This is a genomic window from Streptomyces sp. NPDC002958 (assembly GCF_055563255.1).
The window spans coordinates 79,088-100,940 of sequence record NZ_JBVHDS010000010.1 but is presented as its reverse complement, the minus strand read 5'-3'; the positions used below and the strand labels follow the sequence as shown (position 1 = coordinate 100,940).

The following is a 21,853-nucleotide window of genomic DNA, read 5'->3' as shown; positions in this document are numbered from 1 at the left end:
GGGCGCCCCTGCCGTCACACCACGGCGGGCGCGATCTCCTCATCCATTGCCGTCGCTGTCTCCGCCTCGGTCTCGTCCAGCAGCCGGGTGATCGCACGCACTGCGGCCCGCCCTGCCCGGTTGGCGCCGATCGTGCTGGCGGACGGCCCGTACCCGACGAGATGGACGCGCTCGTCCCGTACCGCCCGCGTGCCCTCGACCCGGATGCCGCCGCCCGGCTCGCGCAGCTTCAGTGGCGCGAGGTGATCGACGGCAGCCCGGAATCCGGTCGCCCAGACCATCCGGCCGTCGTCCCAGGCGACCCCGGTCGGCGTGATCCGGTCGAACATCGGCACCCGGTCGAGGACCCCCTCCTCGCGGGCGCGCCGGACCGCGTCGGTGAGCGGCAGGCCGGTCACGCTCACCACACTCTGCGGCGGCAGCCCGCGCCGCACCCGCTCCTCCACCATCGCCACGGCGGCCCGCCCCTGGTCAGCGCCGAACGGCCCGTCCCGGAAGACCGGCGCTCGACGCGTCACCCAGTACGTCTCTGCCGCCACCTCTGCGATCTCCATCAGGTGTTGCGTACCGGAGGCACCGCCGCCGACCACCACCACGCGCTGCCCGGTGAACTCTGCGGGCCCCGGGTAGTTCGCGGTGTGCAGCTGCCGCCCCCGGAAGCTCTCCTGACCCGGGTAGCGCGGCCAGAACGGCCGGTCCCAGGTGCCGGTGGCGTTGATCAGAGCACGGGCGGCGTACGTGCCCTCGGATGTCTCGACGAGCAGCCGACCACCGTCGCCTTCACGCACTGCGCTCACCTCGACCGGTCGGTGAACCCGCAGGCCGAAGGTGCGCTCGTACGTGTCGAAGTACTCACCGATCACCTCGGAGGAGGGCCGGCTGTCGTCGGCTCCGGTGAGTTCCATGCCGGGCAGTGCGTGCATGCCGTGGACCTTGCCGTACGTCAGCGAGGGCCAGCGGAACTGCCAGGCGCCGCCTGGGCGCGGGGCATGGTCGAGTACGACGAAGTCACGGTCGGGCTCCAGTCCTGCGCGTCGCAGATGGTAGGCGCCGGACAGTCCTGCCTGTCCGGCGCCCACCACGACGACATCCACCGTTTGTGCTGCGGCCGTCCCGAAATTGTTCACACTTCTACTAACTTCTTCGGGGGTGAGGATCTTCCCGCGATCGGCTGCGGATCTCACTCGCAGGCGCAAGCGCCGTCCGGACGGCACCCTCGAGCGCCAGCCCCACGGCAACCCGCTGCCGTGATGTCCCCATTGCGGACGGCGGCGTCCCGTCGACCAGATCCGCTCCGGCACGGGCGATGGTGCCGGGTGGCGCGAGCGCATCGGAGTGAAGGACCCCGGTGGCACTGAGCACCTGCCACAACACGGGAAGCAGCACCGGCCTGACGGTGCGCCGGAACCAGCGCGGCACTACCCGTAGACACACCCAGGGCAGAAGCCGGAACAATCGGCCTCCACATCGAGCGACCGGTGGGCAGACGAAACGGGTGGCCGGAGCGCCCGGTCGCCGGCGGGGGATACGCTGAAAGGACGTCAGCAGCCGCGACAACACGCGGCGGAAGCCACTCCCAGCAGGTCGATGTGACCGCGCGAAGTGAGCAGAGCCGAACGGAAGATGGCGCTGAATGTAGGCAATCCACGACTGAGACGGTCAATGGCGTCTCGGCACGTGGGCGCGCGATCTCGCCTTATGAGCGAGAGGATGGAGGCATGCCTCATGCCTTCACCACCAGCGTCCTGCACATCACCACCGGAGCGACGGAGACCGTCACCGACCTGACGCACGAGTGCGAACAGTTCCTCACCCGGTCCGCCGCCGGGCACGGTCTGCTCAACATCTTCGTACCGCACGCAACCGCCGGCATCGCCATCCTCGAAACCGGATCGGGCAGCGACGACGACCTCCTGGCCACCCTCCATACCCTGCTCCCCGCCGATGGCCGCTGGCAACACCGCCATGGCAGCCCAGGCCATGGCCGCGACCACGTACTCCCCGCGCTCGTCCCACCGCACGCCACGCTGCCGGTGATCGGGGGCCGACTGGAACTGGGGACGTGGCAGTCGGTGTGCCTGGTCGACACGAACATTGCTAAAGACAACCGTCAGGTTCGTCTGAGCTTCCTGGGCTGACCAAGATCGCTCCCAGGGGTCGTGCCGCCGATTCTCCGTACCATGCGTGCGCGAACGGAGAGAATCTTGCACGGTGACAGCTGGGTTGTCGGTGAAGGTGCGGCGTCGTCGACGACCTTCTGGCCATGATCGCAGCGCAGGAGGCATGGGTCTCCCCGATGAGCACAGAGTGTCGCGGCTCCGTGATCAGCGTTTGAGACCGCTGAGGCGATTTCCGAGAACGCCGCGTAAGGTCCGCGCCGTGGCGAGACTGCACCAGCACGCGCCCAGGCTGGGCGAAGACGATCGCACGGAATCCGTCGCTCCTCTGCTCCATGACCAGGCCGTCTGGCAGCGCACACTCCGGCGGCAATACTCTCCGCGCCTCGGCGAGTCGGTGTACGGGGAGAGGCGAGGGCCATACCGCCACAATCGACACAGGTTCTGAGGCTGCTGGAGACCTACCGGGACCGGCAGCAGCCAAGCCTGTCATGACATCGCCGACGATCGCGGGCAGCGCACCCGTCGACGGCAGGTCGCCGCGATCCGGTTACTCGGCGGCGGCGGCGGGGGCTTCGTTACGGATCCTGTCGACGAAGGCTGCCTCGACCTGTGCGATGCGGTTGGCTTCTTCGAACACGCTGAGGACCTGTGCGGCGGGGATGACGACAGCGCCGGATGCGTCCGCGAACACGTAATCACCTGGGCGGACGGTCACGCCAGACACGACGACCGGCCGGTTGGCCTCGAAGGGTGTCACGACATCGCCACCCCACTTGGTTGACTGCCCCAAGCAATAGGCGGCGAAGTCGTAGGTCGCGATTTCGGTGAAGTCCCGGAGACGCCCGTCGGCCAGGACGCCCGCAAGACCGTGTGCTGCCACCAGCGAGAGCTTCGATCCGCCTCCGAGCGATACCCCGGGATGCCCGTTGCCGGCCAGCACCAGCACCCGCCCCTGCGCACCGTTTTCGATGGCGTCATGGAACAGCCGGGAGAAGTTGTACTGCTCGAGTGGGAGTGCTTCCTCGCACGAGGGGAGGAACGAGATCGTTATCGCGGGGCCCAGGAGGATACGGCCCGGGGTTGGGGTCACCAGGTCGTTGATGTGACACCGGTGGCGGTGCATCCGTCCCATGGCATCGGAGACGTCTGGGGTACGTACTCGCGAGGCAAGACCTTGCAGGCGGTCGTTCTCGTGTGCCATGAGGCCTCCCGTCCGGTCGTGCAGTCGTACGTCAGGCCGGTGTGGGGATCTTGACGTAATCCAGTCCACCGGCGTCGAGCCACATCTGGGTGGGGGAGCGGACCAGGCGAAGCAGGACGCTGTCGCAGCCGGGACAGCGCAGCACCATCCCGGGACCACCGAGGTAGGCGTGCGTTTGGGCAAGCATCATCTGTTCGCCGCAGCCACGGCATCGTCCGGAAGCCATGGTCATGTCGGTTCCGAACAGAGACTCGAGGTCCCCGGCAGCGGCGTTGCCGTCAAGGAAGTCAGGCGTCAGGGTCACGGAATTCACCTCGCTTTGTGCCGATGCACCCGGAGAGTCGTCGCCACTGGTGAGCCCGGCCACTGGCGGGGTACCACCCATGGCCGCGCACGCCACCTGCCTCGCGTCATCTGCTGGGTCCAAAACGCTCGGTTCGGATACGGCCAGGGTGGTGGCCGAGAGCCACCAGCAGTCCGGCGGCCTTTTCGACGAAGCCGGTGGAACCGCAGACGTAGCAAGTGGGTTCGAAATCCGGTGGCCACCCGGCGTCTGACAGGTCAGAAGCGGTGAACCGCCCCGGGGGCCGTGGCCACTGTGGTGGGGTGGAGCGGGAATAGAGGTACGTCTTGTCGAGGCCCGGGTCGTCCCGTCTCAACTCCGATACGAAGAGCTGGTACTCAGGGCTGCGCACGGAGTACACCAATCGGAAGGGCGTACGGCTGCCGATCGCGCGGCGCATGCGGATCATCGCCATCAGTGGCACCAGGCCGGAGCCGCCGGCCACGAGCAGAATCGGCTCCTTCTGTTCGGGACGCCACACAAACCATCCGCCGACCGGTCCGCGCAGCTCGACCACGTCGCCCACGGCGAGTTCGTCCGTCAGGTACGGGGAGACCTCGCCGTCATCTACGCGCTGAACGGTCAGCTCGACGCTCTTGCCGTCGGGTGCCGACGCCAGTGAGTAGCTGCGCTGTGTGCTGTAGCCGTCCTCCGCCGTGAGCCGCACATCGACATGCTGTCCCGCCAGATGACCCGGCCAGTCGGGCACCTCGAAGACGAGGGTGCGCGCGGTTTGGGACTCGACGCGCCGATCGGTCAAACGGGCAGCCTTCCAGCGCAGCCGGTCGCTCAGTCGCCTTGATACCGCTGCTCGCGCCATGGGTCCCCATAGTCGTGGTAGCCGATGTTCTCCCAGAAGCCCCGCTCTTCCTCGTCGAGTAGCTGGATGCCGCGCACCCACTTCGCGGACTTCCAGAAGTACAGGTGCGGAATCAGCAACCTGGCGGGGCCGCCGTGCTCCGGCGCGAGTTCCTCACCGTCGTATCGGTAAGCGATCCATGCCTGCCCGTCGAGGAGGTCCTCCAAGGGGACGTTGGTGGTGTAGTCGCCGTAGGAGTGAACGAGCGCGTAATCGGCACTGGTCTCCACGTCCTCCAGAAGGACGTCCAAGGACACTCCCTGCCACTCCGTCTCGAACTTCGACCACTTGGTGACACAGTGCAAGTCAACGGTTTGCTTTTGGCTGGGCAACGCCATGAACTCCGCCCAGTCCCAGATGTGCCGTGCGCCGGTCTCTGTGCGGATGGTGAACTCCCACTGGTCGAGGTCCACCGCAGGGGTGGGTCCTGCCGACAGAACGGGGAAGTCGGCGGTCTCGTACTGCCCAGGAGGCAGTCTGTGTTGTGCATCCCGTGCTCGGCCGTGGAACCCGCGTGAAACGATGGGCATAAAGCGCTCCCATTCTCCGCACAATTCGGTTTCCATTCTCCAGGACATCGCGCAACACAGCATCTCGAGACGAGCCGGCGCGGTGTCGTTCTGGGCATCAATCCGGCTTGTCCTCCGCCCCCGATCCTGCGGATGTCCGTGTATGGCTCAGCAAGGGCAGCGCAATCAAGGGAAACACGATCACGGACAAGAGGCCCGCTGCCACCAGCGCGGCTGCGTTGGCCGGTCGGATTGCGTCCAGCTTCAACCCGATCGCTGTCGCTGCCACGATCACGGGGAGGGAAGCGGCCTGCAGGAGTCCACTGGCCGTGATCTCTGCCCGCGAGAGACCCGCGCTGCGGTAGGCCAATGCGGGCAGTCCACGAACGAGGAGGAGTGCGGCAAGGAACATCGGTACCCGCAGCACCGTCGCGGCGTCCGCGAACAGTGCGCCGAGGTCGAACTGGATTCCGCTGGTCACGAAGAAGACCGGGACGAGGAATCCATAGCCCAGGACCTCCAGTTTCACCTGGAACTGCGGATGCGTCCGTTCGGCGTCTGGGTCGACCAGCCGCAGTACGGCCCCAGCCATGAAGGCACCCAAAATGGCCTCGAATCCGAGATGTATGGCGACCGCGGACAGGCCGACGATCAGAAGCATGGTCAGGCGGATTCGGACTTGGGCGCTCGTGTCCGCCAAATTCACTACGGCTCGGGACAGCCACATCGAGCGCCCCGCACGTATCGAAGTCACCGCGATGAGCGCCGTCAGGCAAGCCAGGCTGAGCAACAGAAGCAGCCTGGAGGCCGGGCCCGAAGCATGCTCGGAGAAGAACAACGACAGCAGCAGCACAGCGCTGATCTCACCTGCAGAGGCTCCACCGATGGTCAGTTGGCCGACTGGCCGGTCGATTGCGTCGGCGTCCTTCAGGATCGGGACCAGAAGCCCCAAGGACGTTGCCACCAGCGCGGTGCCGATCAGCAGTGGGCTCTCGACCAGCCCGGCGAAGTCCAGCACCCAGCCAACGATCCCGGCCAGCACAATCGTGCCTGCCAGACCGATGGCGACGAGCCGCGCCCGTGGGCCGCGCAGTTGCTGGAAATCGATCTCGAGCCCGGCAAGGAACAGCAGGAAGCTCAGTCCAATGATCGACAACGCCTGAACGGTGGCGTCCGGCTGTACCAGATTCAGCACCGCCGGACCAACGATCACACCGGCCACGATCTCGAGGACTGGGCCCGGGAGGGGGGCTCGGGGCACCATGGCGAGGAGGAACGGGACGGCGGCGCCTACCGCGAGAACGATGACCAGATTGTCGTAAGACATGGTGACTCCGGTGGCCGGTAGGCGGTGCGCTGGCTATGACCACTGTTGCCCCTTTACGTGATGCTATGGGCTGCTGGTCCTTCTGGTTAGGCGAGGATCTCAACAAGGTGTCGAACGGCCTACCGGCGGATGCAGAACTACGCCCACGGCTCTTGCATCGCCTGTTGCCAGGCCAGCAAGCCTGCTTGCCGCCTACGGGGGACCACCCTACGGCCGTAGTTGACACACACTCCGAACTTGGCTGCGCCCGCGTTCGTAGGGATGAGACTGCGAACGCAGGGGCGAGCGGGGTACTACTCCGTGCCGGGCCACTCGTACACGGTCAACTCCAATGACACGTCTCGTACGCCCTGGAGACGGACGTCCGTTGGCGGTTCGACTTCGAAGCGGTGCACGGGGTCGTTCACCAGGCGGAGGGTCGGCTTGCCGGCGCCCTTCTCCAGGTGTGATGCGATCACGAGCGTGTAGTTTTCGCCCTCAGACCAAGCCCGTACGAACGCCGAACGCGTCAGGGTCAGCTCGCCCGGGACAGCACGCCCGTGGGCCTTGATCTCGTAATAGCGCCCGGTCGAGTCGTATGCGTCGGCGCCCACGCCCGACGTACCCCGCTGGTCGTCCAGCTCGGCACCCTGCTCTTGCAGGATCCGGCGGAGCGCCTGGATGACGAACTCCTCCTTGTGGTGGTCTGCGTAGCCGAGCGGTGAAGCCTGGCTGCGGGGCGGGGCCCCTCCGGGCTGGGCTGGGGGAGTGGGGTCCCGTGTCGGCGAGGTGAAGGTCCCGCCGTCCCCGGCGTACGGGCAGGGGTGCTGCCCGGTGTGGACGGCATTCCAAGGCGGGTGACCTTGCCGGGCAGCACGTCGAAGGCGGCCGCGTCCACAAGGGGGCGCGCGGTTGGCGCGTGCTGCGGGCCGGCTTGGGTGTCGGGTCCTGGGTTTCCGGGCGCGGGTGCGGGAGTTGAACCGGTGCGGGGTGGCGGGACGATGCGGATCGGGCCAACAGCGGAGACAGTCGCGCCGGTGCCCGCGCCCCGCTGAACGGTCGGCTTTCCGTTCGGCATCGGCGCGGCGGGAACCAGCTGTGCACGCTGGCGTAGTTCTTCGGCGAGCCGTTGCCGTTCCTCGCGGTCCCGCTGCCCTGCCGATGTGAGCGCGGTCCCGGCCCCTGCCTCCACCAGGCGCTCCTCCCAAACGTCCCGCCAGCTGTGGCCCACGCGCGACCGTTCTTCCGCGAAGTGGCTGGCGATGGCCGCGCCCGCACCCGCCTTGGTGGTCAGCGCCGTGTGTGAACGCAGGAACAGCGTGTTGCGGCCGCGGTCTATCTGCGCGTCGACGGGGAGCTCGATGGGCTCGTACGCGCCTCCCGGATCGAGGCGGATCTGCAGGCCGGGGAGTAGCCGGACCTCCAGGCCCGCCAGCCAGGTCCAGCCGGTGAAAGCCTCTGCCGTCTCGGGCTCGTCGCGCACCAGAAGGTCCTGGAGCGCGGCGACTCCCCGCCGGAAGTCCTCCGTGAGGCTCGCGTCGGCCGGTTGGTCCAGGGCTGCGCCCTCGGCCCCGTCCACGCCTTCGGTCTCGTACGTGACCCGGGCGCCTGCGACGTCCAGGGGTGTGACGCGCAGCCGTCCGAACAGTGCCGTGAATTGCTGCACGTTTCCTCCCGGCTTCCACAGGGGCAGACGGTCCGTCAGGACTCGCTCGACCCCGGAGTCAGCCACGGCGAACACCGATCGACCCTTGCCTTTGACCCAGCCGGCCGTGGTCCACAGCGGCAGACTGCGGTCGGATCCCCGAGCAGCAGACGGCCTTGCACCCTTCACCACCTGGAGCAGCGCGCCCCGTGACCTCCTGGCGGTGCGCATCGGGGGCGCACCAGTGCGGTGCCCGGGTCCGCATCGGGCGCGGCGGGCAGAGTGCGGCGCATCGTTCGCCACACAACGCGGTGGAGTGCCGCATCCATAACAGGGTGCGCATCGCGACGCGCGGCCGCACCGCCGATGCGGTTCCGCCGGGGGCGGGGCCGACGGGACTGTCCAGCGAGAAAACAGCGTCGCCCGGCCGCCTGGAACCGCTTGCGCTACTCGCGGAGCTCCTTCTTCTTCTGCGCGTCCGCCTTCGACACCGGCCCCTGTCAGCAGTTCGCCGGACTACTCCGGGTGCGCCTGGACACCCCGGCCCGGCGGAATATCAGCTGACACCAGGCGCCGGCCCCTCGGCCGGGCTCATTCCTCGGCCCGTTGGGTGATGGACGCCTCGGTACAATCGCCCAGGAATTCGTACCACCGGCGCTCCAGACAGACGTAACGCACATCGGCTTCGACGAGGCTGAGGAACCCGGCCACGGTTTCGGACAGACGTTGCTGCAGCCCCGGGTCGATCAGCGTTCCGTCCTCCGTGAAGGCCTGGTAGCTGTTGGCAAGGCTGAACATGTCCGGGTAGACACGGGTACCGAGGTGCTCCAGGGGGACCCTCAGCGCCCACAGCCCTCGGTTGCCGCCGACCAGGGACGGCGAGGCGGAGACAAGCATCGCGTGCTTGGTCTTGAACGGCTGCGGCCGCACACGCGAGACCCAGTCGATCGCGTTCTTCAGCAGGCCCGGCATGGAGGCGTTGTACTCGGGGGAGGACATGACGAAGGCGTCGGCCTGTTCGATCCGGTCACGCAGCAAAAGAGCGCCGTCCGGCAGCCCTTCAGCGGCCTCCGCGTCGCCGTCGTACAGAGGCATGCCGAAGTCGTGCATCGCAGCGTGGTCGACGGTGGCGCCGGTGTCGGAAATCAGCCGGGCCACGAGCGACGCGAGGCGGGCATTGGATGAATCGGCCCGCAGCGCGGCGCCGAAGACGAGCACCCGCAGCGGGCCGGGCTGGGCCTCCGTGGGCATGTGGTACGTCCTTTCGTCGCAGGGGCCCGTGCTTGGCCCGGGCACCACGCGGACCATTGGTTCCATGGTGAGGCCTTCACCCTCCAGGGGGCCGGTTGAGCTCGCCCGAAGGAGGGAGGAGCCCAGGCACCGAACCGTCCGCTGTCACCTGCGGGTCAGAGCACTTCTCACAATCGCTTCACCACCGCGCTGAAGTTATCCGCGGTTTGATCTCGGCTAGTGGTGGTTCTTGCAGCTCGCCATGTTGATGAGATGTCATCAACGGAGCTTCGCTGTTGTCGATGGAGGAACTGGCCCGGCGCTCTCGTTCTGCCGCCCCGCCATTGTCACCGTCCGAATCCAGCCCGGTGCGGCACGTCGCCGATCGGCCGCATCGTGCCGCATCCCGTTCCTTCCCAAGTGTGGTCATGCGACCGATAGCGGCTGCGTCGTTCGGCACGCAGGCTGGGGGAATGGACGCCATCGTGCTTGGAAACGCGGAGATCACCCGTGTGGTGGAGCTGCCCGCCAAGGGCCGCGCCTGCGACTACGTCTTCCCCGACGTGCCCGTCGAGCACTGGCAGGCACACGAGAACTGGCTCGTCCCCACCTTTTTGAACCCGGCCGCCGACGAGACCGCTTTTACAACGCGGCGGTCACGAAGGGAGCAGAGTTCTGCCTGGCGCGCACCGGTATCTGACTGGGGCGGTGGCCGGGCGGCCATGCCGACGTGGGGTTCACGGTTGCTGTTGGGCCTCAGCCGGAAGCCGGGTGGGGTCTGTGGGATCGCAGTTGCGGGTCCGTCACCCCGCCCGGGCAGGCGAGCGGGTCGATCGGCCATCCGGCGCGCCGGGCACCGGCTTGGTACGCGCTCTCGTAGAAGGCGAGTACGGCTGCACGCGGGTCGGCCTCGGCTCGGACTTCGTCGTACGGCAGTACGGCCAGGTGGCTGTCGTTCCGGGCGGCCCAGTGCGCCGCCGCGGGCTCGAGTGGCTCCTCGGCCAGGTGCGTGGGCTCCGGAGCGGTGTAGGAGTAGAAGGCGGGCGCGGGGAAGGTGTCGTCCCCGAACCAGAAGCCAAAGCTGATCACTTCCCGGGAGTACGCCTCCCGGGTGACAGGGTCCAGCTGCTGAGGATGCTCGATGTGACGATCGGAGAACCGGGTGTGCGCGATGTCGAAGGTGTGCCAGAAGTGGTGCACCGGGCTCACCTTCCCCGAATACCCTGCGGCGAATTCCTCCAGCACCGACGCTACCTGGCTGAGGACCTGCCAGTAGCGGTTGGCCTGTGCGGGCTCGTACGTCGCATGCTCGGCGTCCTCGGCGAACGGTCGGCCGGAGTCGGGCAGGCCGAAGGGCCTGGGCACGTCCAGTCGCACCCGGATGCCCAACGTTGCCAGCGCCTCCATGACCGCGTCGTGGAAGGAAGCAACGGACTGGCCGACGAGCGGAAAGGAGATCTCCCGGCCGTCCAGAGTCGACACGACCAGCCGATGCGCGACGAAGTCGAAGTCCATCGTGAAGATCGGGTTGCCGTCGACCTGCCCCATCGGGCGCGTTGTGATACCGCGCCCCGCGAGGTGGAAGGGGACATTCCACCAGTGGTTGCGCCGGGCGCTGGCGGCGAGACGGATCTTCCCGACGATCTGCGCGAAGCGGTGGAGCGTCTCCTTGGTGTCACGCCACTCGGCAAGCGGGATCGGCAGGAACAGTTCCATGGTCATCACCCTTCCCTCTGACCTTGCTGAACGGACCCGCGCCGTCCGGTAGTCCTGGCGCGTCCCGCCCCGTTGTCAGGGTCGCTTGTCACCCTCCCCGGCGTTCCCCGGACCGGGCTGCCCCAGCTTCACCGGACCGTTGCGACGACCCGGCGGACGAGTGCGTACGTACCAAGGCATCGCTCGGGGCCATGGTGACGCTCGCACCGTCCTTCCAGCAGGAGAACAGTACGGTGACCGCAGGCAACTCACTCGCCATGACACGGCGGCCCTTGACCGGCGAGGGCCTCGCCGAAGTCCTCAAGGGCGCCCAGGTGGTGGTGGACGTGTCCAACTCCCCCTCATTCGCGGACGACGCCGTAATGGAGTTCTTCCGTACCTCGACCACCAACCTCCTCCAGGCGGAGGCCGAGGCGGGCGTGACCCACCACGTCGCCCTGTCGGTGGTCGGCACCGAGCGCCTCCAGGAGAGCGGGTACTTCCGTGCGAAGCAGGTGCAGGAGGAGCTGATCGAGGCGTCCGGGATTCCGTACTCCATCGTGCACGCCACGCAGTTCTTCGAGTTCATGAAGGGCATTGCCGCCGAGGCGACCGACGGCGACACCGTACGTCTGGCCCCGGTCAAGATCCAGCCCATCTACTCTGACGACGTGGCCGCCGCCGTGGGCCGCACGGCTGTCGGCGCCCCCGTCAACGGGGTGGTGGAGGTGGCGGGCCCCGACACCTTCCGACTGGACGAGCTCATCCGCCAGGGTCTCGCCGCGAAGGACGACCCGCGCACCGTCGTAACTGATCCGCACGCCACGTACCCACCGGGAGAGAAACCCAACCGCAAGCGCACGGCAAGGGCCTGCGTCTTCGACACCACCCCCGCCCAGCGCCGGCCGCACGACATACGGGTCCACTCCGCGGCACGCATCGCGGTGACTTTCAGGGCATGCTGGCCACGAATCGTGACGTCAGCTACCGGAGCATCGAGATTTATCGCCTGGAGGGCGGCAAGATCACCGAGGAGTGGGTCGCTTCGGACATGATCAGCCTGATGCAGCAGATCTCGCCCGCGCCGGTCTGGGCGGCATCGGGATGCTCCTGGTGCATGTTACGCCGCAGATGTCGAAGGTCGAGACGTACGCGGCGATCCGGTGTGACCATCGTCGACCGGCTCACCTTCAACGGCACCTTCAACGGCACCATCATCGAGACCGGCACCGACTCCTATTGGATCGCCAGCACCCGAGCCCGTGCCGCGCCGCGCCGCTAAGGCCGGGTGACACACCTGCGGCCCGCGAGGCACCACTGGGATGCCACAGATCCCGTCAACGGCCCGGCAGCCGCGTCGTGACTTCCTGCAGCACCCAGCCGTTGCCGTCCGGGTCACTGAACGAAGCGAACGAGCCGTAGCTGGCTCGCTCCGCATCCGGCCCAGGCACGCGTCCCTCGATCCCGGCGCGATGGAACACCCCGTCCGCGTCGTGGAACACCTCGCTGACCTCTACGCCGCGATCGGCGAGCTCGGCCCGGGCCGCCTCAATGTCGGAGACGATGAGGTGCAGGCCCTCGGTAGAGCCCGGTGCGGCGGAGCTGAGCCCGTTACCGAAGATGACCGAGCACGGCGAGCCGGGCGGGGTGACCTGTACGACGCGGAAGTCCTCGCCGTGGGCCACGTCGGCGTCGAGCCGCCACCCCAGGTTCTCGTAAAAATTCTTGGCTCGATCGACGTTGGTGACCGGTACCACCACGACCTCGAGTTTCATGTCCACGATCGATTTACTCCTGTCACTTGGTGCCTGACGGCCTCGCCTATGACGATGCATGCAGCTCGTGGCACCCGCGGCAGTATCCGTGGAAGGCCCTGGGCCGTGGTGGGCGCTGAACCTGGGAACGGACCCCTATGTAACATATTGCGATCTTGATGCTACTTTGAGTGTATAAATGATCCTAGCCACACGCGTGCCTGGTGGCGGGCGGCGGCGCGGGAGGTGGTCGGGTCGATGCCCTGGGTTTCCGTTGCTACTACCGCCCCTGTGCTGCGCATCGGCTTCCCACACATGGCGGTGGTGGGACATGCCGTGCCGGTTACGAGAGCCCGCACCGGCGGACAGTGCCCCGGAACGGTCAGGAGCGGCGACGTGTCGCCACCGGTGCCTCTGACATGGAGTCCGACATGACCACACCCCGGGACCTGTTGATCGCCGCCTTGGACATCGCCTCCGACCGTCCCGTCGAACGGGGCGACCTCTCGCTGGCCCTCGCGGGGGCGGAACTCATCGACCTCGTCAATGCCGGAGCCGTCACCCTTGACGGCGACCGCATCGTGCCCGGCCCACAGCGGGCCATGGACGATCGCCTGTTGGACGTGGCCGTGTCGTCGCTCGACCGCGAAGCGCCGTACGAGTCCGTCGAGGACTGGCTGTGGCGCCGAGGCCGTGGCCTGTCCGAGACCTACCGCGCCGCACTGGAGGCAGAAGGGACGTTCACCCGGCAACGGCACCGCTGGATTCCCCGCAGGATCGACCGGACAGCGCCGGCCGACTCACCGTCCCGTCGCCACGCGGCCGAGCGCTGGACGTCCGGCGAGCCCGTCCTCGCCAGCTTGGCGGCTGCCGTGGGGGTCCACGACGAGCCGGCCGACGACTTCGAGGGTCCCGGCGCCGACGCGCTCGTCACTGTACTGGTCGGCGTCAACGAAGCAGTGACGGAACTCGCAGCCGTACGGCAACAGCGGCAGATCGAAGAGGCGGCCTTCGACAACATCTGGCGAGAGCCGTGACCGGGATGCGGGACGGTGAGTTCTTCGGTGCACGAGCACCGGGACGTTCGACTCGCACCAGCCCGTCACCCGGCGGGGTCCTGGGAACAAGACCGGTCCAGACATGGACCGGCGCCATTCATCGACCCCAGCGTTGGGACCAACCGCGAACCGCCGACGATCACTGTCTGAAATGGTCCGGGGCAGCCGTCGGACACAGGAGCCATAGACCATGTCTTGGAACTACTCGGCGATCCGAGCGGAACTGCGTAACGGGGTCCTCTGGGCCACGATCGACAATCCCCCGATCAACCTGATCGACGAACGGTTCGTAGCTGACCTGATCGCGTTGCTCGACGACACCGAGGCCCACGGCAGTGCGCGGGTCGTCGTCTTCCGCAGCGGGGACCCCGACTTCTTCATCTCGCACGTCGACCTCGAGCGGAACGCCGAGTACACGGCGATGGCGGCGACGTCCGGCGGGCCCGACGACAGCAGCCTCGGCACGCTGTTCCGCAGGCTCAGTGAGGCGCGCCCCGTGACGATTGCGGTCCTCGAAGGCCGGTCGCGCGGCGCCGGTGCGGAGTTGCTGTATGCGTGGGACATGCGGTTCGCGTCTGCTGAGCGTGCGGTGATCGGCCAGTCGGAGGTGGGCACGGGCGTCTTCCCCGGCGCGGGCGCGGTGCAGCAGCTCGTGCGGCTCGCCGGCCGCGGCCAGGCCATGCAGGTGATCCTGGGGTCCGAGGACCCACGGCTTGAGCCGACGGCTGGGAGCGGCCGAGCCTGCTACTTGACCAGGTGGAAGTCCGGATGCCGCAGCCAGGCGGTCAAGAACTCCACATCACCGACATGCCGGAACCAGCGGCCACCGCCGCCCGTGTCATAGGAGACCTCCGCGACCGTCCCCGGTAGGGATGCCACCAGTGCCCTCGCGTTGGCGAGGTCGGCCTCGTCGGGCGTCTCATCGCGCGGGGTGCAGTACCCCCACAAGGTGCTGAACGCGTACGACCGCCGCCACCCGCTCAACCCGGGCGGCAGCGTGCTGGTCCTGATCTGCCTGGGCTGGACCCTGATCGCGCCGCTGATCTCCTTCCACAACACCGGAAAGGACATAACGAACGCCCAGCGCGCGGCGGGCCTCCCGGTGACGTGCAGCCAGGCGACGAGCATGTGGCTGGTCTTCGTCTTCGGCCTGAACACCTGGTACATGCAGCGCCAGCTGAACCTGGTCACGGAGGCCCACGCGGGAGCCGCCCCGGGCGCGGCGGTATCGCTGGCGGTGTGAACATCCCGGGCACAGGCCCCCGTTCGCCCGTCGCCCGCTCCCCGGCGATCTTCGACGGGGAACGGGCGACAGGCCGCTCGGTCGCTACGTATCGTGTGCCGAATGGAGATTCGCATTGCCACCGACGAGGACTGGCCGAGCATCTACCCGTTCTACTCCGCGATCATGGCCAAGGGGTGTACGTACGCGTTCCCCGAGGGGCAGAGCCTCGACGAGGCGAAGCCGTGGTGGATGGAGCAGCCGCCGGGACGCACCGTGGTCGCCGTCGTGGACGGCAGGATCGTGGGCTCGGCGAAGATGGGGCCGAACAAGCCGGGACGCGGCTCCCACATCGGGACGGGCTCATTCCTGGTCGACCCGGCCCACCAAAACAAGGGCGTCGGCCGCCGGCTCGGCGAGTACGTCATCGAATGGTCCCGCGAACAGGGGTTCCGCGGCATCCAGTTCAACGCGGTCGTGGAGGTCAACGAGCCGGCGGTGCACCTCTGGAAGTCGCTGGGCTTCGAGGTCGTCGGCACCGCACCGCTGGCCTTCGACCACCCCGACGAAGGACTCGTCGGCCAGCACATGATGTTCCGTCCGCTCTGACGCCGCGCATGGCGGTGGCCCCCGCGCCGGGGCCACCGCCATGAGGGAGGGGACGGATGCTCACGCCTCGACGGTGTACACGTCCTCGCGCAGCTCCTCGACCAAGAGGTAGTCCCGATCGAGCGCTGTTCGGTGTCCTGGCTGGTCAGGAACACGCGCAGCGGGCTGGTGAGCAGATCCTCGGTCGGGCTGATCCGGTCGCCAGGCTTCTTCTTGACGGTCAGGTCCACCACGCCGGGCAGGGCCCGTATACGGGAGACGACCGCGTCGTCGACGCCGACGACCCGCCCCGACAGCGAGGTGGGGATGTTGTACACGACCGCGGGCTGCCGGATCGAGTACGGCGTGTCCGCTAGCCGCTCAGGAAGCGCTCCGGATCGCCGTAGGCGAGTGCCGTGAGCTGGGCCTGGTCCAGGCCGAGGCAGGTCTGGTGCATGGCCGGGTGCATATTGCCGTTGAGGCGCGCACCGACCTCCACCAGGGCGGGGCCGTCGGCCCCCACGATGATCTCCGCGTGCGCGGGGCCGTTGACGATCCCGAGCGCGTCCAGGACCTTCTCGACGTACGGCACCAGCTGTCCGCACACCGGGTCGGCGGGGTCGACGAGGATGTCGCGGTTGTACAGGGGCCTGCCGTGCTCGGACAGCCGCTTCTCGTAGCGCCACACCCCGCAGACCCGCCGCCGGCCGTCGCACGGCACCGTGTCCACGATGTATTCCGTGCCGGTGAGGTAACTCTGGATCAGAGCATGGTCGTTGGCGGACCCATAGATGTCGTGGGTGCCGAGGACACCGGCGACGGCGTCGCGCAGCTCCTGTTCGGTCCGGCACACCCGCACCCCGTCGGTGGAGGCGGAGGAGAGCGGCTTGGCGACGCAGGGCCAGTGGCCGCCGGACACGACCCAGGCCGCCGCAACCACGGCGTCGTCGGTGCACAGTTGGGACGCGGTGCGCAGACCGGCGGCGGCCAGGGTGTCGATCATGCGGGCCTTGTCCCGCCGCGCCGTGGACAAGGCCGATCCGTTGCCGCGCAGGCCGAGCTCCTCGGCAAGCCGGTCGGCCAGCGGGACCCCGGGCTCCTGGCCGGCGAGGACGAAGGCCCCTTTGCGCTCGGCGAGGAGGCCCGGGGTCACCGCCTCGTTCATGACGAGGAATTCCCGGTACGACGCCGCAGCCGGCTGGAGCATGGTGAGCATGGGTTCGGGGGTACCGGAGCCGTGACCGCAGAGGCAAGGGCCGTAACGAAGCCGGAACCACGGCGCTGTGTTGTCAGACAAGGCCGCTGGCACGGCATCGTTCAGCACAGTCGCCCTCTGCCAGAGAACCGGGCGCGGGGTAGTGTAACTCGGTTATTCAGTAGGGGAGTTCGTGATCACGATTTGACGATGAATACGCCGCCGCGTGTCATCAGACGCACCGGGGGTCACGCTGGGGCATGGGGTGCGCCTTGCTCGTGGCCGGGGCGGGTCGAGCGGGTGGCGTAGCCGGCGAGCAGGGTGCTCATGTCGGTCAGTCGGGGTTCGACGTCGACGACGGAGTGGGACAGTTCAGGGGCGGTCTCGTAGAAGGCGCACAGGAGGTCGTTCAGGCGGCGAAGCCGATGTTGGTGACGTACTCGTACTGACCCCACTGCGGCCCAAGGTCGACGATGACGTCCTCCCAGGCGTCTTCCAGGCCCTGCTGATCACCGGATGCCCAGGCCTCGACGATGCGCCCCCAGCTCCGGACGTTCACCGTCCGGTACTCCACCACCCGCTGCAGCCGGGGTCGCGCTGGTCAATGTACAGGTGGGCACGCCAGCAAGCGCCGTTGACTACACGGTCCGGCTCACCCCCCATGCCTACCTCAGGGGGATCGAGGAAGCTGACCCGGGCCTCTATCCGTCTCCGAGGAGCGACTCGCCGGGTGCCGCCACCACTACCGTCGGTCGGCTTCTCGTCGGTCTTTACGCTGCTGCTGACCATCGTCGCGGCGCTCGGCGTCTTCACGGCGTCCAACCCTGGAGTTCGTCGACCGTGTGACCAACGGCCCGCTCGTCGGAATCGGAGTATGACCGGCACAGAGAAGGTCGTTTCTTTGCCTCCTGAGCTGTGACGCTTTCGACCGGAAGAGTGCACCCCTGGCGCAAGGGCGTGCCTTGTGCCAGGGGTGCGGTCAGGAACGGGCTGCCGTGAGGGTCAGCGAACGGCGTAGGCCTTGATCAGGGTCTGCTCGATCTTGCTGCCGTTGGTGTCCTGTGCCTTGACGCGCAGGGACACGTAGCCCGAAGTCGGGTTGTTCACGGACACCTTGTAGCTGCCGTCGCTCTTGCTCTTGACCTTCGCGGGGTGCCAGGTGGCACCGTCGTCGGTGGACGCCTCCACCTCGACCCCGTCGATGTCCGGGGTGGCGCCGTTCTGGAGGGCGAAGGCCAGGTCGAAGTGGTAGTTCTTGCCGCCCGTGGCGGTGTTCTCTTCGTCCAGGTCCAGGCCGTACTCCGGCCAGAGCAGCGCCAGGTCCTCCTGGCCGTTCGTCGGCCGGGTGGACTTGAACGTCCACGCGGTGCTGGTCTTCGTGGACAGCGGGAACCACTCCCGGTGCTCGGCGTCCTTGGTGATCCGGTAGGTCGCCGGGTCAGGGCTGACCGGCACCGTGGTCCACGCGAACCGGTTGGTTTCCGTGAGGAGTTTGCCGTCCTGGTACAGCCGCACCGTCGACTTGTCGTCATCGTCCAGGTTGTCGCCATCGTTCAGGAAGAAGGCGTGGTGTCCCGGCTCGCTGTCGCCCATCTCCGACATGTTGAGGGTGACCTGGTCACCGTCGCGGAACGCGTTGGTGGTCTCCGGTCCGGCCGGGCCGTTCGCCGCACCCAGCCAGGTCTCCTCGCGCTGCTCGCCCGGGCTGTAGTTGCGGATGACGTCACGCATGACGCGGAAGATGTCGGTGCGGTCCGGGTTGGCCTTGTGCCACCACCCCATGTCCTTCATCGTCGGCCACTTGCTGCCGGTGGAGTACCACTCCTCCCGGTCAAGCGGCGCCTCGAAGGATTCCACGAACTGGAAGATCGTGCCCTCTCCCGGGCGGATCGCCGAGGTGGTGTCGCCGAGCAGAGTGCCGTTGGTGCCGCGGTAGTGGGACTTCACCACGGCCGAGTTCTTCCTGGTGACCGCGTCGGTGGGGTCGGCCGGGATCCCACCGGGAACCATCAGCGCGATGTTGTACACGGAGGGGTCTTTCTTGATGCCCTGCAGGTTGATCCGCGTGGGACCGTCGGCCATCCGGCCGAAGAGCACCGCGCCCTCGTCCTGGGTGAGGGTCCAGGCCGGGATGGCAGAGCCGGTGGAGCGTGGCACGCCGGCGTAATAGGGGCCGGGCCGGTCGTTGACGATGATCGCTGCCTTCGCACCGGCGCCGGCCACTGCGGCGATCTGGTCGACGGCCTTCCGGGTGGCGTCGCGGGTGACGACCGCGAGCTTGCCGTCGAGGTCCTTGCCGGCCAGGTCCTCCGGCCGTCCCGTGCCGGCGTCGACCGCCCGGAGCTTGCTGGAGCCGTACAACCAATCCGCATAGACCACCGGCTCGAGTGGGAGCGCGCCTCCCTGCCCTGCAATGGACGCCCGGATCACCGGCGAGTACCTGCGCTGCTGGAAGTTGAACTCGAAGGTGCCGTCCGTCACTGGCGCGGTGGGCACCACATAGGCGTGGTCCCACAGCGGGTCGGATGCGGCCTTCATGTAGTCGATTCCCCGCTTGCCGGGGAGCTGCTGGCGGTACCCGAGTTTGTAGCCGTTCGCCTCGGACTCCTTGGGGGTCGCGACCTTGACCTCCTTGCCCAGCCGGGCGTCCATCGTGATCGTCTGGTCCGTCTTCAGATCCACGACGGGCTCACCGGCGAGCGTGTGGTTCAGGGTCCGGGAGGTTACCTTGTCCGTCGTGTACACGAAGCCCATGACGGAGTAGCGGCCCTGCGGCAGTGCGACGGTCTTGGTTCCGCCCTGGGAGAAGACCTGGCGGACGACGCCGTTGTCCAGGTCGAACACCGTGAGTTCGCCGAGGGCCGGGTCTCCGTTCCGGTCGATCGTGTTGAGAGTGAGGTCGACGGTGGGCACGTCCTTCGTGGCGCCGACGGTGGTGCGGATCGCGGTGCCGTCGGCCGCGGTGGCGGTGATGACACCGGTGTAGTCGCCCATGGCGCCGAGTTCGGGACGGTAGGTCACCGTCACGCTGGCGGTGGAGTTGGCCGGGACCGTCACGTTGTTGGCGCTGAGCGTGAACATGCCGTCCGGCGGGGGTGCCGTCTCTCCGCGGCTGAGCAGGCGGAGCGACAGCGTGGTGTCCGCCGTGGAGGTGTTGACGTAGTCGATCGTCTTGGTGACCGGTGCGCTCTCGGCCGACTTCTTGCCCATGCTGATGACGGCGGGGCTGGAGTAGACCTCGGCGTCGATCGCCTTGGGCACGTCGACGCGGCCGTTACCGCCCTGGTAGGCGTTGTACGAGCCCTGCTTGGCGGTGCTGGCCAGCACCTGCTTGAGCCGGTCGGCGGACCAGTCGGGGTGGCGCTGGGCGAGGATCGCCGCTGCGCCGGACACGTGCGGGGTGGCCATCGAGGTGCCGTTGGCCGCCGTGTAGTTGGCGTCGACCGGCGTACCCATGGAGGTGCCGGCGGCGCGGGCGGCGACGATGCCCACGCCCGGTGCGGTGATCTCCGGCTTGACCGCAAAGGTTTCCTTGACCGGGCCGCGGCTGGAGAAGTTCGCGAGCTGGTCCTGCTTGGACACCGCGCCGACGGTCAGTGCGTCCTGGGCGGCACCGGGCGAGCTCACGGTCCCCTTGCCCGGGCCCGTGTTGCCGGCCGCGATGACGAACAGGGATCCGGAGGACTCGGTGAGCTGGTTGACGGCCTGACTGATCGGGTCGGTGCCGTCGCTGGGGACCGAACCACCCAGGCTCATGCTGATGACATCCGCGCCCTGGGCCGCCGCCCACTCCATGCCGCCGATGACCATCGACTCGGAGCCCGAACCGGCCGTGTTGAGGACCTTGCCGATGTACAGGTCGGCGCCCGGCGCCACACCCTTGAGCCTGCCGCCCGACGCGGCACCCGAGCCGGCGATGGTCGAGGCGACATGCGTGCCGTGACCGTGGTGATCGACCGCGTCAGGGTCATCGGTGAAGTTCTGCGCCTTCTTCACCTGCCCCGCCACATCGGGGTGGTCCGGGTCGATACCCGTGTCGAGGATGGCCACCTTCGTGCCACTGCCGTCATAGCCGGCCGCCCACGCCTCCGGAGCACCGATCTGCGGCACACTCTGATCCAGCGTCACGCGCACCGGCTTGTCGAGCCAGAGCTTCTTGATCCCACCGGCAAGCTTCGGCGCCTTCGACGCGGCGGCGCTGTCGTCATCAACCGCCTCCCAGAACGCCGACACCTTCTTCTTGCCGGCGTGCAGCGCCACCGCGTTGGCACTGGGCAACTCATCCTTCTTCACCGAGCCAGCCGGCGCGTCCCGCTTGAGCACCTTGCCGGCCTTGCCCGGCGCGCCCCCGTAGGTCGCGATCAGAGGAACGGCGGAACGGCGCGCGTCGTCATAGCCGTACTCAACCAGCTTGGTGACATTGAACAGCTCACGGTCGAGCTCGTTCGCAGCGAGGTAAGGCTGCGCCTTGTCCGGGATGACATAGACCTCGTCACCCACCTTCAGGGTGGTGAACGCCGCCGGGGTACCGTCGGCCGCGGGCTCCACCGTCGCCGCCTGCAAGCCATCGGCGTGACGCTCCAACGTCACCACCTCTCCCGTGACGAGGGTGAGCTTGTGCGTGGCGACAACGGGGCTCTTCTGCTGTGGCTGGCTCGCCCGGGTGGCCGGCGTTTCGGCGGCGGCGGCGACGGGGAGGACGGCAAGCGTTCCGGCCACACACGCCGCGGTCAGCAGGCCCAGGACCGTCCCTACTGGACGGTATGTCAGCCAGTAGGGTGTGGAACTGGCCGGGCGGTCCGGGTGTCTGGTCTGCCCAGCCAGTCGTGACTGTCTCATTGAAATGATGACCTTCTCTGAGGGGGAACAAGGGCGCACGAAAGCCACGCGGTCACGGGAATTCGGCGCCGCATCGGATCACTGCGTCGTACGTGGTGGGTGGTTGTGCCAGCCCTCCTGAGATGCCTTTTTGTTCGGGTTCGCCGCGAATCTGGCGTCAGAGATGCAGTGATCGCCTTCTACTCGTCGCGAGAAGGAGGTCCCTGACACACCAGCAGATCCTGAGATTTCCGTACCGGTAAGGCAACTGGCTGGAGTTGTCGAGTTTCTGCCATGACATAAAAACGGC

General features: G+C 67.7%; 20 protein-coding genes and 3 pseudogenes. 8 read left to right on the top strand and 15 right to left on the bottom strand.

The window, feature by feature from the left end; genetic code table 11:
* Positions 1–14: 14 nt before the first annotated feature.
* Positions 15–1,127, bottom strand: coding sequence for an NAD(P)-binding domain-containing protein (locus ACZ3IC_RS19540; protein WP_467417715.1), 1,113 nt, complete (start codon positions 1,125–1,127; stop codon positions 15–17).
* 591 nt (positions 1,128–1,718) lie between these two features.
* Here ACZ3IC_RS19540 and ACZ3IC_RS19535 point away from each other — a divergent pair.
* Complete coding sequence (locus ACZ3IC_RS19535; protein ID WP_467417713.1) at positions 1,719–2,138, top strand: secondary thiamine-phosphate synthase enzyme YjbQ; 420 nt, start codon at positions 1,719–1,721, stop codon at positions 2,136–2,138.
* Positions 2,139–2,667: 529 nt separating this feature from the next.
* On the opposite strand, the gene ACZ3IC_RS19530 is transcribed toward ACZ3IC_RS19535, so the two are convergent.
* The 9 genes from ACZ3IC_RS19530 to ACZ3IC_RS19490 form a co-directional block, all read right to left on the bottom strand.
* Positions 2,668–3,321 carry an RraA family protein gene (locus ACZ3IC_RS19530; RefSeq protein ID WP_467417712.1) on the bottom strand — a complete coding sequence of 218 codons (654 nt, stop codon included), beginning with the start codon at positions 3,319–3,321 and terminating at the stop codon, positions 2,668–2,670.
* Positions 3,322–3,352: 31 nt separating this feature from the next.
* The gene (locus ACZ3IC_RS19525; protein ID WP_189191374.1) at positions 3,353–3,625 is read right to left on the bottom strand and encodes a DUF6510 family protein; all 273 of its coding nucleotides are present in this window, start codon (positions 3,623–3,625) and stop codon (positions 3,353–3,355) included.
* Between the two features lie 106 nt (positions 3,626–3,731).
* Entirely contained in the window at positions 3,732–4,484 is a 753-nt protein-coding gene (locus tag ACZ3IC_RS19520) for a ferredoxin reductase (RefSeq protein WP_467417709.1), read from the bottom strand.
* Positions 4,454–5,053 (bottom strand): sulfite oxidase-like oxidoreductase, encoded by a 600-nt coding sequence (locus tag ACZ3IC_RS19515; RefSeq protein ID WP_467417708.1) that lies wholly within the window; start codon positions 5,051–5,053, stop codon positions 4,454–4,456. Before ACZ3IC_RS19515 ends, ACZ3IC_RS19520 begins: the two co-directional genes overlap by 31 nt.
* A gap of 97 nt (positions 5,054–5,150) precedes the next feature.
* Entirely contained in the window at positions 5,151–6,359 is a 1,209-nt protein-coding gene (locus ACZ3IC_RS19510) for a cation:proton antiporter (RefSeq protein ID WP_467417707.1), read from the bottom strand.
* A gap of 293 nt (positions 6,360–6,652) precedes the next feature.
* A complete protein-coding gene (locus ACZ3IC_RS19505; RefSeq protein WP_467417705.1) occupies positions 6,653–6,817 on the bottom strand; it encodes a hypothetical protein in 165 nt (54 codons plus the stop codon).
* A 56-nt stretch (positions 6,818–6,873) separates the two neighbouring features.
* Complete coding sequence (locus ACZ3IC_RS19500) at positions 6,874–8,004, bottom strand: hypothetical protein (RefSeq protein ID WP_467417703.1); 1,131 nt, start codon at positions 8,002–8,004, stop codon at positions 6,874–6,876.
* Between the two features lie 570 nt (positions 8,005–8,574).
* On the bottom strand, positions 8,575–9,234 hold the full coding sequence (locus ACZ3IC_RS19495) for an NADPH-dependent FMN reductase (RefSeq protein WP_467417702.1): 660 nt from the start codon (positions 9,232–9,234) through the stop codon (positions 8,575–8,577).
* Positions 9,235–9,969: 735 nt separating this feature from the next.
* On the bottom strand, positions 9,970–10,929 hold the full coding sequence (locus tag ACZ3IC_RS19490) for a DUF5996 family protein (protein WP_467417917.1): 960 nt from the start codon (positions 10,927–10,929) through the stop codon (positions 9,970–9,972).
* Positions 10,930–11,120: 191 nt separating this feature from the next.
* On the opposite strand from ACZ3IC_RS19490, the pseudogene ACZ3IC_RS19485 reads away from it, so the two are divergent.
* The 3 genes and pseudogenes from ACZ3IC_RS19485 to ACZ3IC_RS19475 form a co-directional block, all read left to right on the top strand.
* Positions 11,121–11,738, top strand: a pseudogene (locus ACZ3IC_RS19485) (SDR family oxidoreductase); the annotation flags it as partial.
* Positions 11,739–11,866: 128 nt separating this feature from the next.
* Positions 11,867–11,923, top strand: a pseudogene (locus ACZ3IC_RS19480) (hypothetical protein); the annotation flags it as partial.
* Between the two features lie 150 nt (positions 11,924–12,073).
* Complete coding sequence (locus tag ACZ3IC_RS19475) at positions 12,074–12,190, top strand: ATPase (RefSeq protein WP_467417929.1); 117 nt, start codon at positions 12,074–12,076, stop codon at positions 12,188–12,190.
* 55 nt (positions 12,191–12,245) lie between these two features.
* Here the strand turns inward: ACZ3IC_RS19475 and ACZ3IC_RS19470 are convergent, their stop codons facing one another.
* A complete protein-coding gene (locus ACZ3IC_RS19470) occupies positions 12,246–12,689 on the bottom strand; it encodes a VOC family protein (RefSeq protein WP_467417701.1) in 444 nt (147 codons plus the stop codon).
* 404 nt (positions 12,690–13,093) lie between these two features.
* Between ACZ3IC_RS19470 and ACZ3IC_RS19465 the strand changes: the two genes are divergently transcribed.
* On the top strand, positions 13,094–13,699 hold the full coding sequence (locus tag ACZ3IC_RS19465; RefSeq protein ID WP_467417699.1) for a GOLPH3/VPS74 family protein: 606 nt from the start codon (positions 13,094–13,096) through the stop codon (positions 13,697–13,699).
* Positions 13,700–13,910: 211 nt separating this feature from the next.
* On the top strand, positions 13,911–14,564 hold the full coding sequence (locus ACZ3IC_RS19460; RefSeq protein WP_467417697.1) for an enoyl-CoA hydratase/isomerase family protein: 654 nt from the start codon (positions 13,911–13,913) through the stop codon (positions 14,562–14,564).
* Here ACZ3IC_RS19460 and ACZ3IC_RS19455 read toward each other — a convergent pair.
* Positions 14,465–14,704, bottom strand: coding sequence for a DUF6368 family protein (locus ACZ3IC_RS19455; protein ID WP_467417695.1), 240 nt, complete (start codon positions 14,702–14,704; stop codon positions 14,465–14,467). The two genes, ACZ3IC_RS19460 and ACZ3IC_RS19455, sit on opposite strands and share 100 nt — an antisense overlap.
* Here ACZ3IC_RS19455 and ACZ3IC_RS19450 point away from each other — a divergent pair.
* Both ACZ3IC_RS19450 and ACZ3IC_RS19445 read left to right on the top strand, forming a co-directional pair.
* Positions 14,652–14,963, top strand: coding sequence for a DUF4234 domain-containing protein (locus ACZ3IC_RS19450; RefSeq protein WP_467417927.1), 312 nt, complete (start codon positions 14,652–14,654; stop codon positions 14,961–14,963). The genes ACZ3IC_RS19455 and ACZ3IC_RS19450 overlap by 53 nt on opposite strands.
* Positions 14,964–15,065: 102 nt before the next feature.
* Entirely contained in the window at positions 15,066–15,551 is a 486-nt protein-coding gene (locus ACZ3IC_RS19445; RefSeq protein ID WP_467417694.1) for a GNAT family N-acetyltransferase, read from the top strand.
* A gap of 352 nt (positions 15,552–15,903) precedes the next feature.
* On the opposite strand, the gene ACZ3IC_RS19440 is transcribed toward ACZ3IC_RS19445, so the two are convergent.
* The 3 genes and pseudogenes from ACZ3IC_RS19440 to ACZ3IC_RS19430 all read right to left on the bottom strand — a co-directional run bounded on the left by ACZ3IC_RS19440 (position 15,904) and on the right by ACZ3IC_RS19430 (position 21,444).
* A complete protein-coding gene (locus ACZ3IC_RS19440) occupies positions 15,904–16,746 on the bottom strand; it encodes an ATP-grasp domain-containing protein (RefSeq protein WP_467417693.1) in 843 nt (280 codons plus the stop codon).
* A gap of 388 nt (positions 16,747–17,134) precedes the next feature.
* Positions 17,135–17,320 (bottom strand): annotated as a pseudogene (locus ACZ3IC_RS19435) (transcriptional regulator); the annotation flags it as partial.
* Between the two features lie 407 nt (positions 17,321–17,727).
* The gene (locus ACZ3IC_RS19430; RefSeq protein WP_467417692.1) at positions 17,728–21,444 is read right to left on the bottom strand and encodes a S8 family serine peptidase; all 3,717 of its coding nucleotides are present in this window, start codon (positions 21,442–21,444) and stop codon (positions 17,728–17,730) included.
* Positions 21,445–21,853 lie beyond the last annotated feature (409 nt).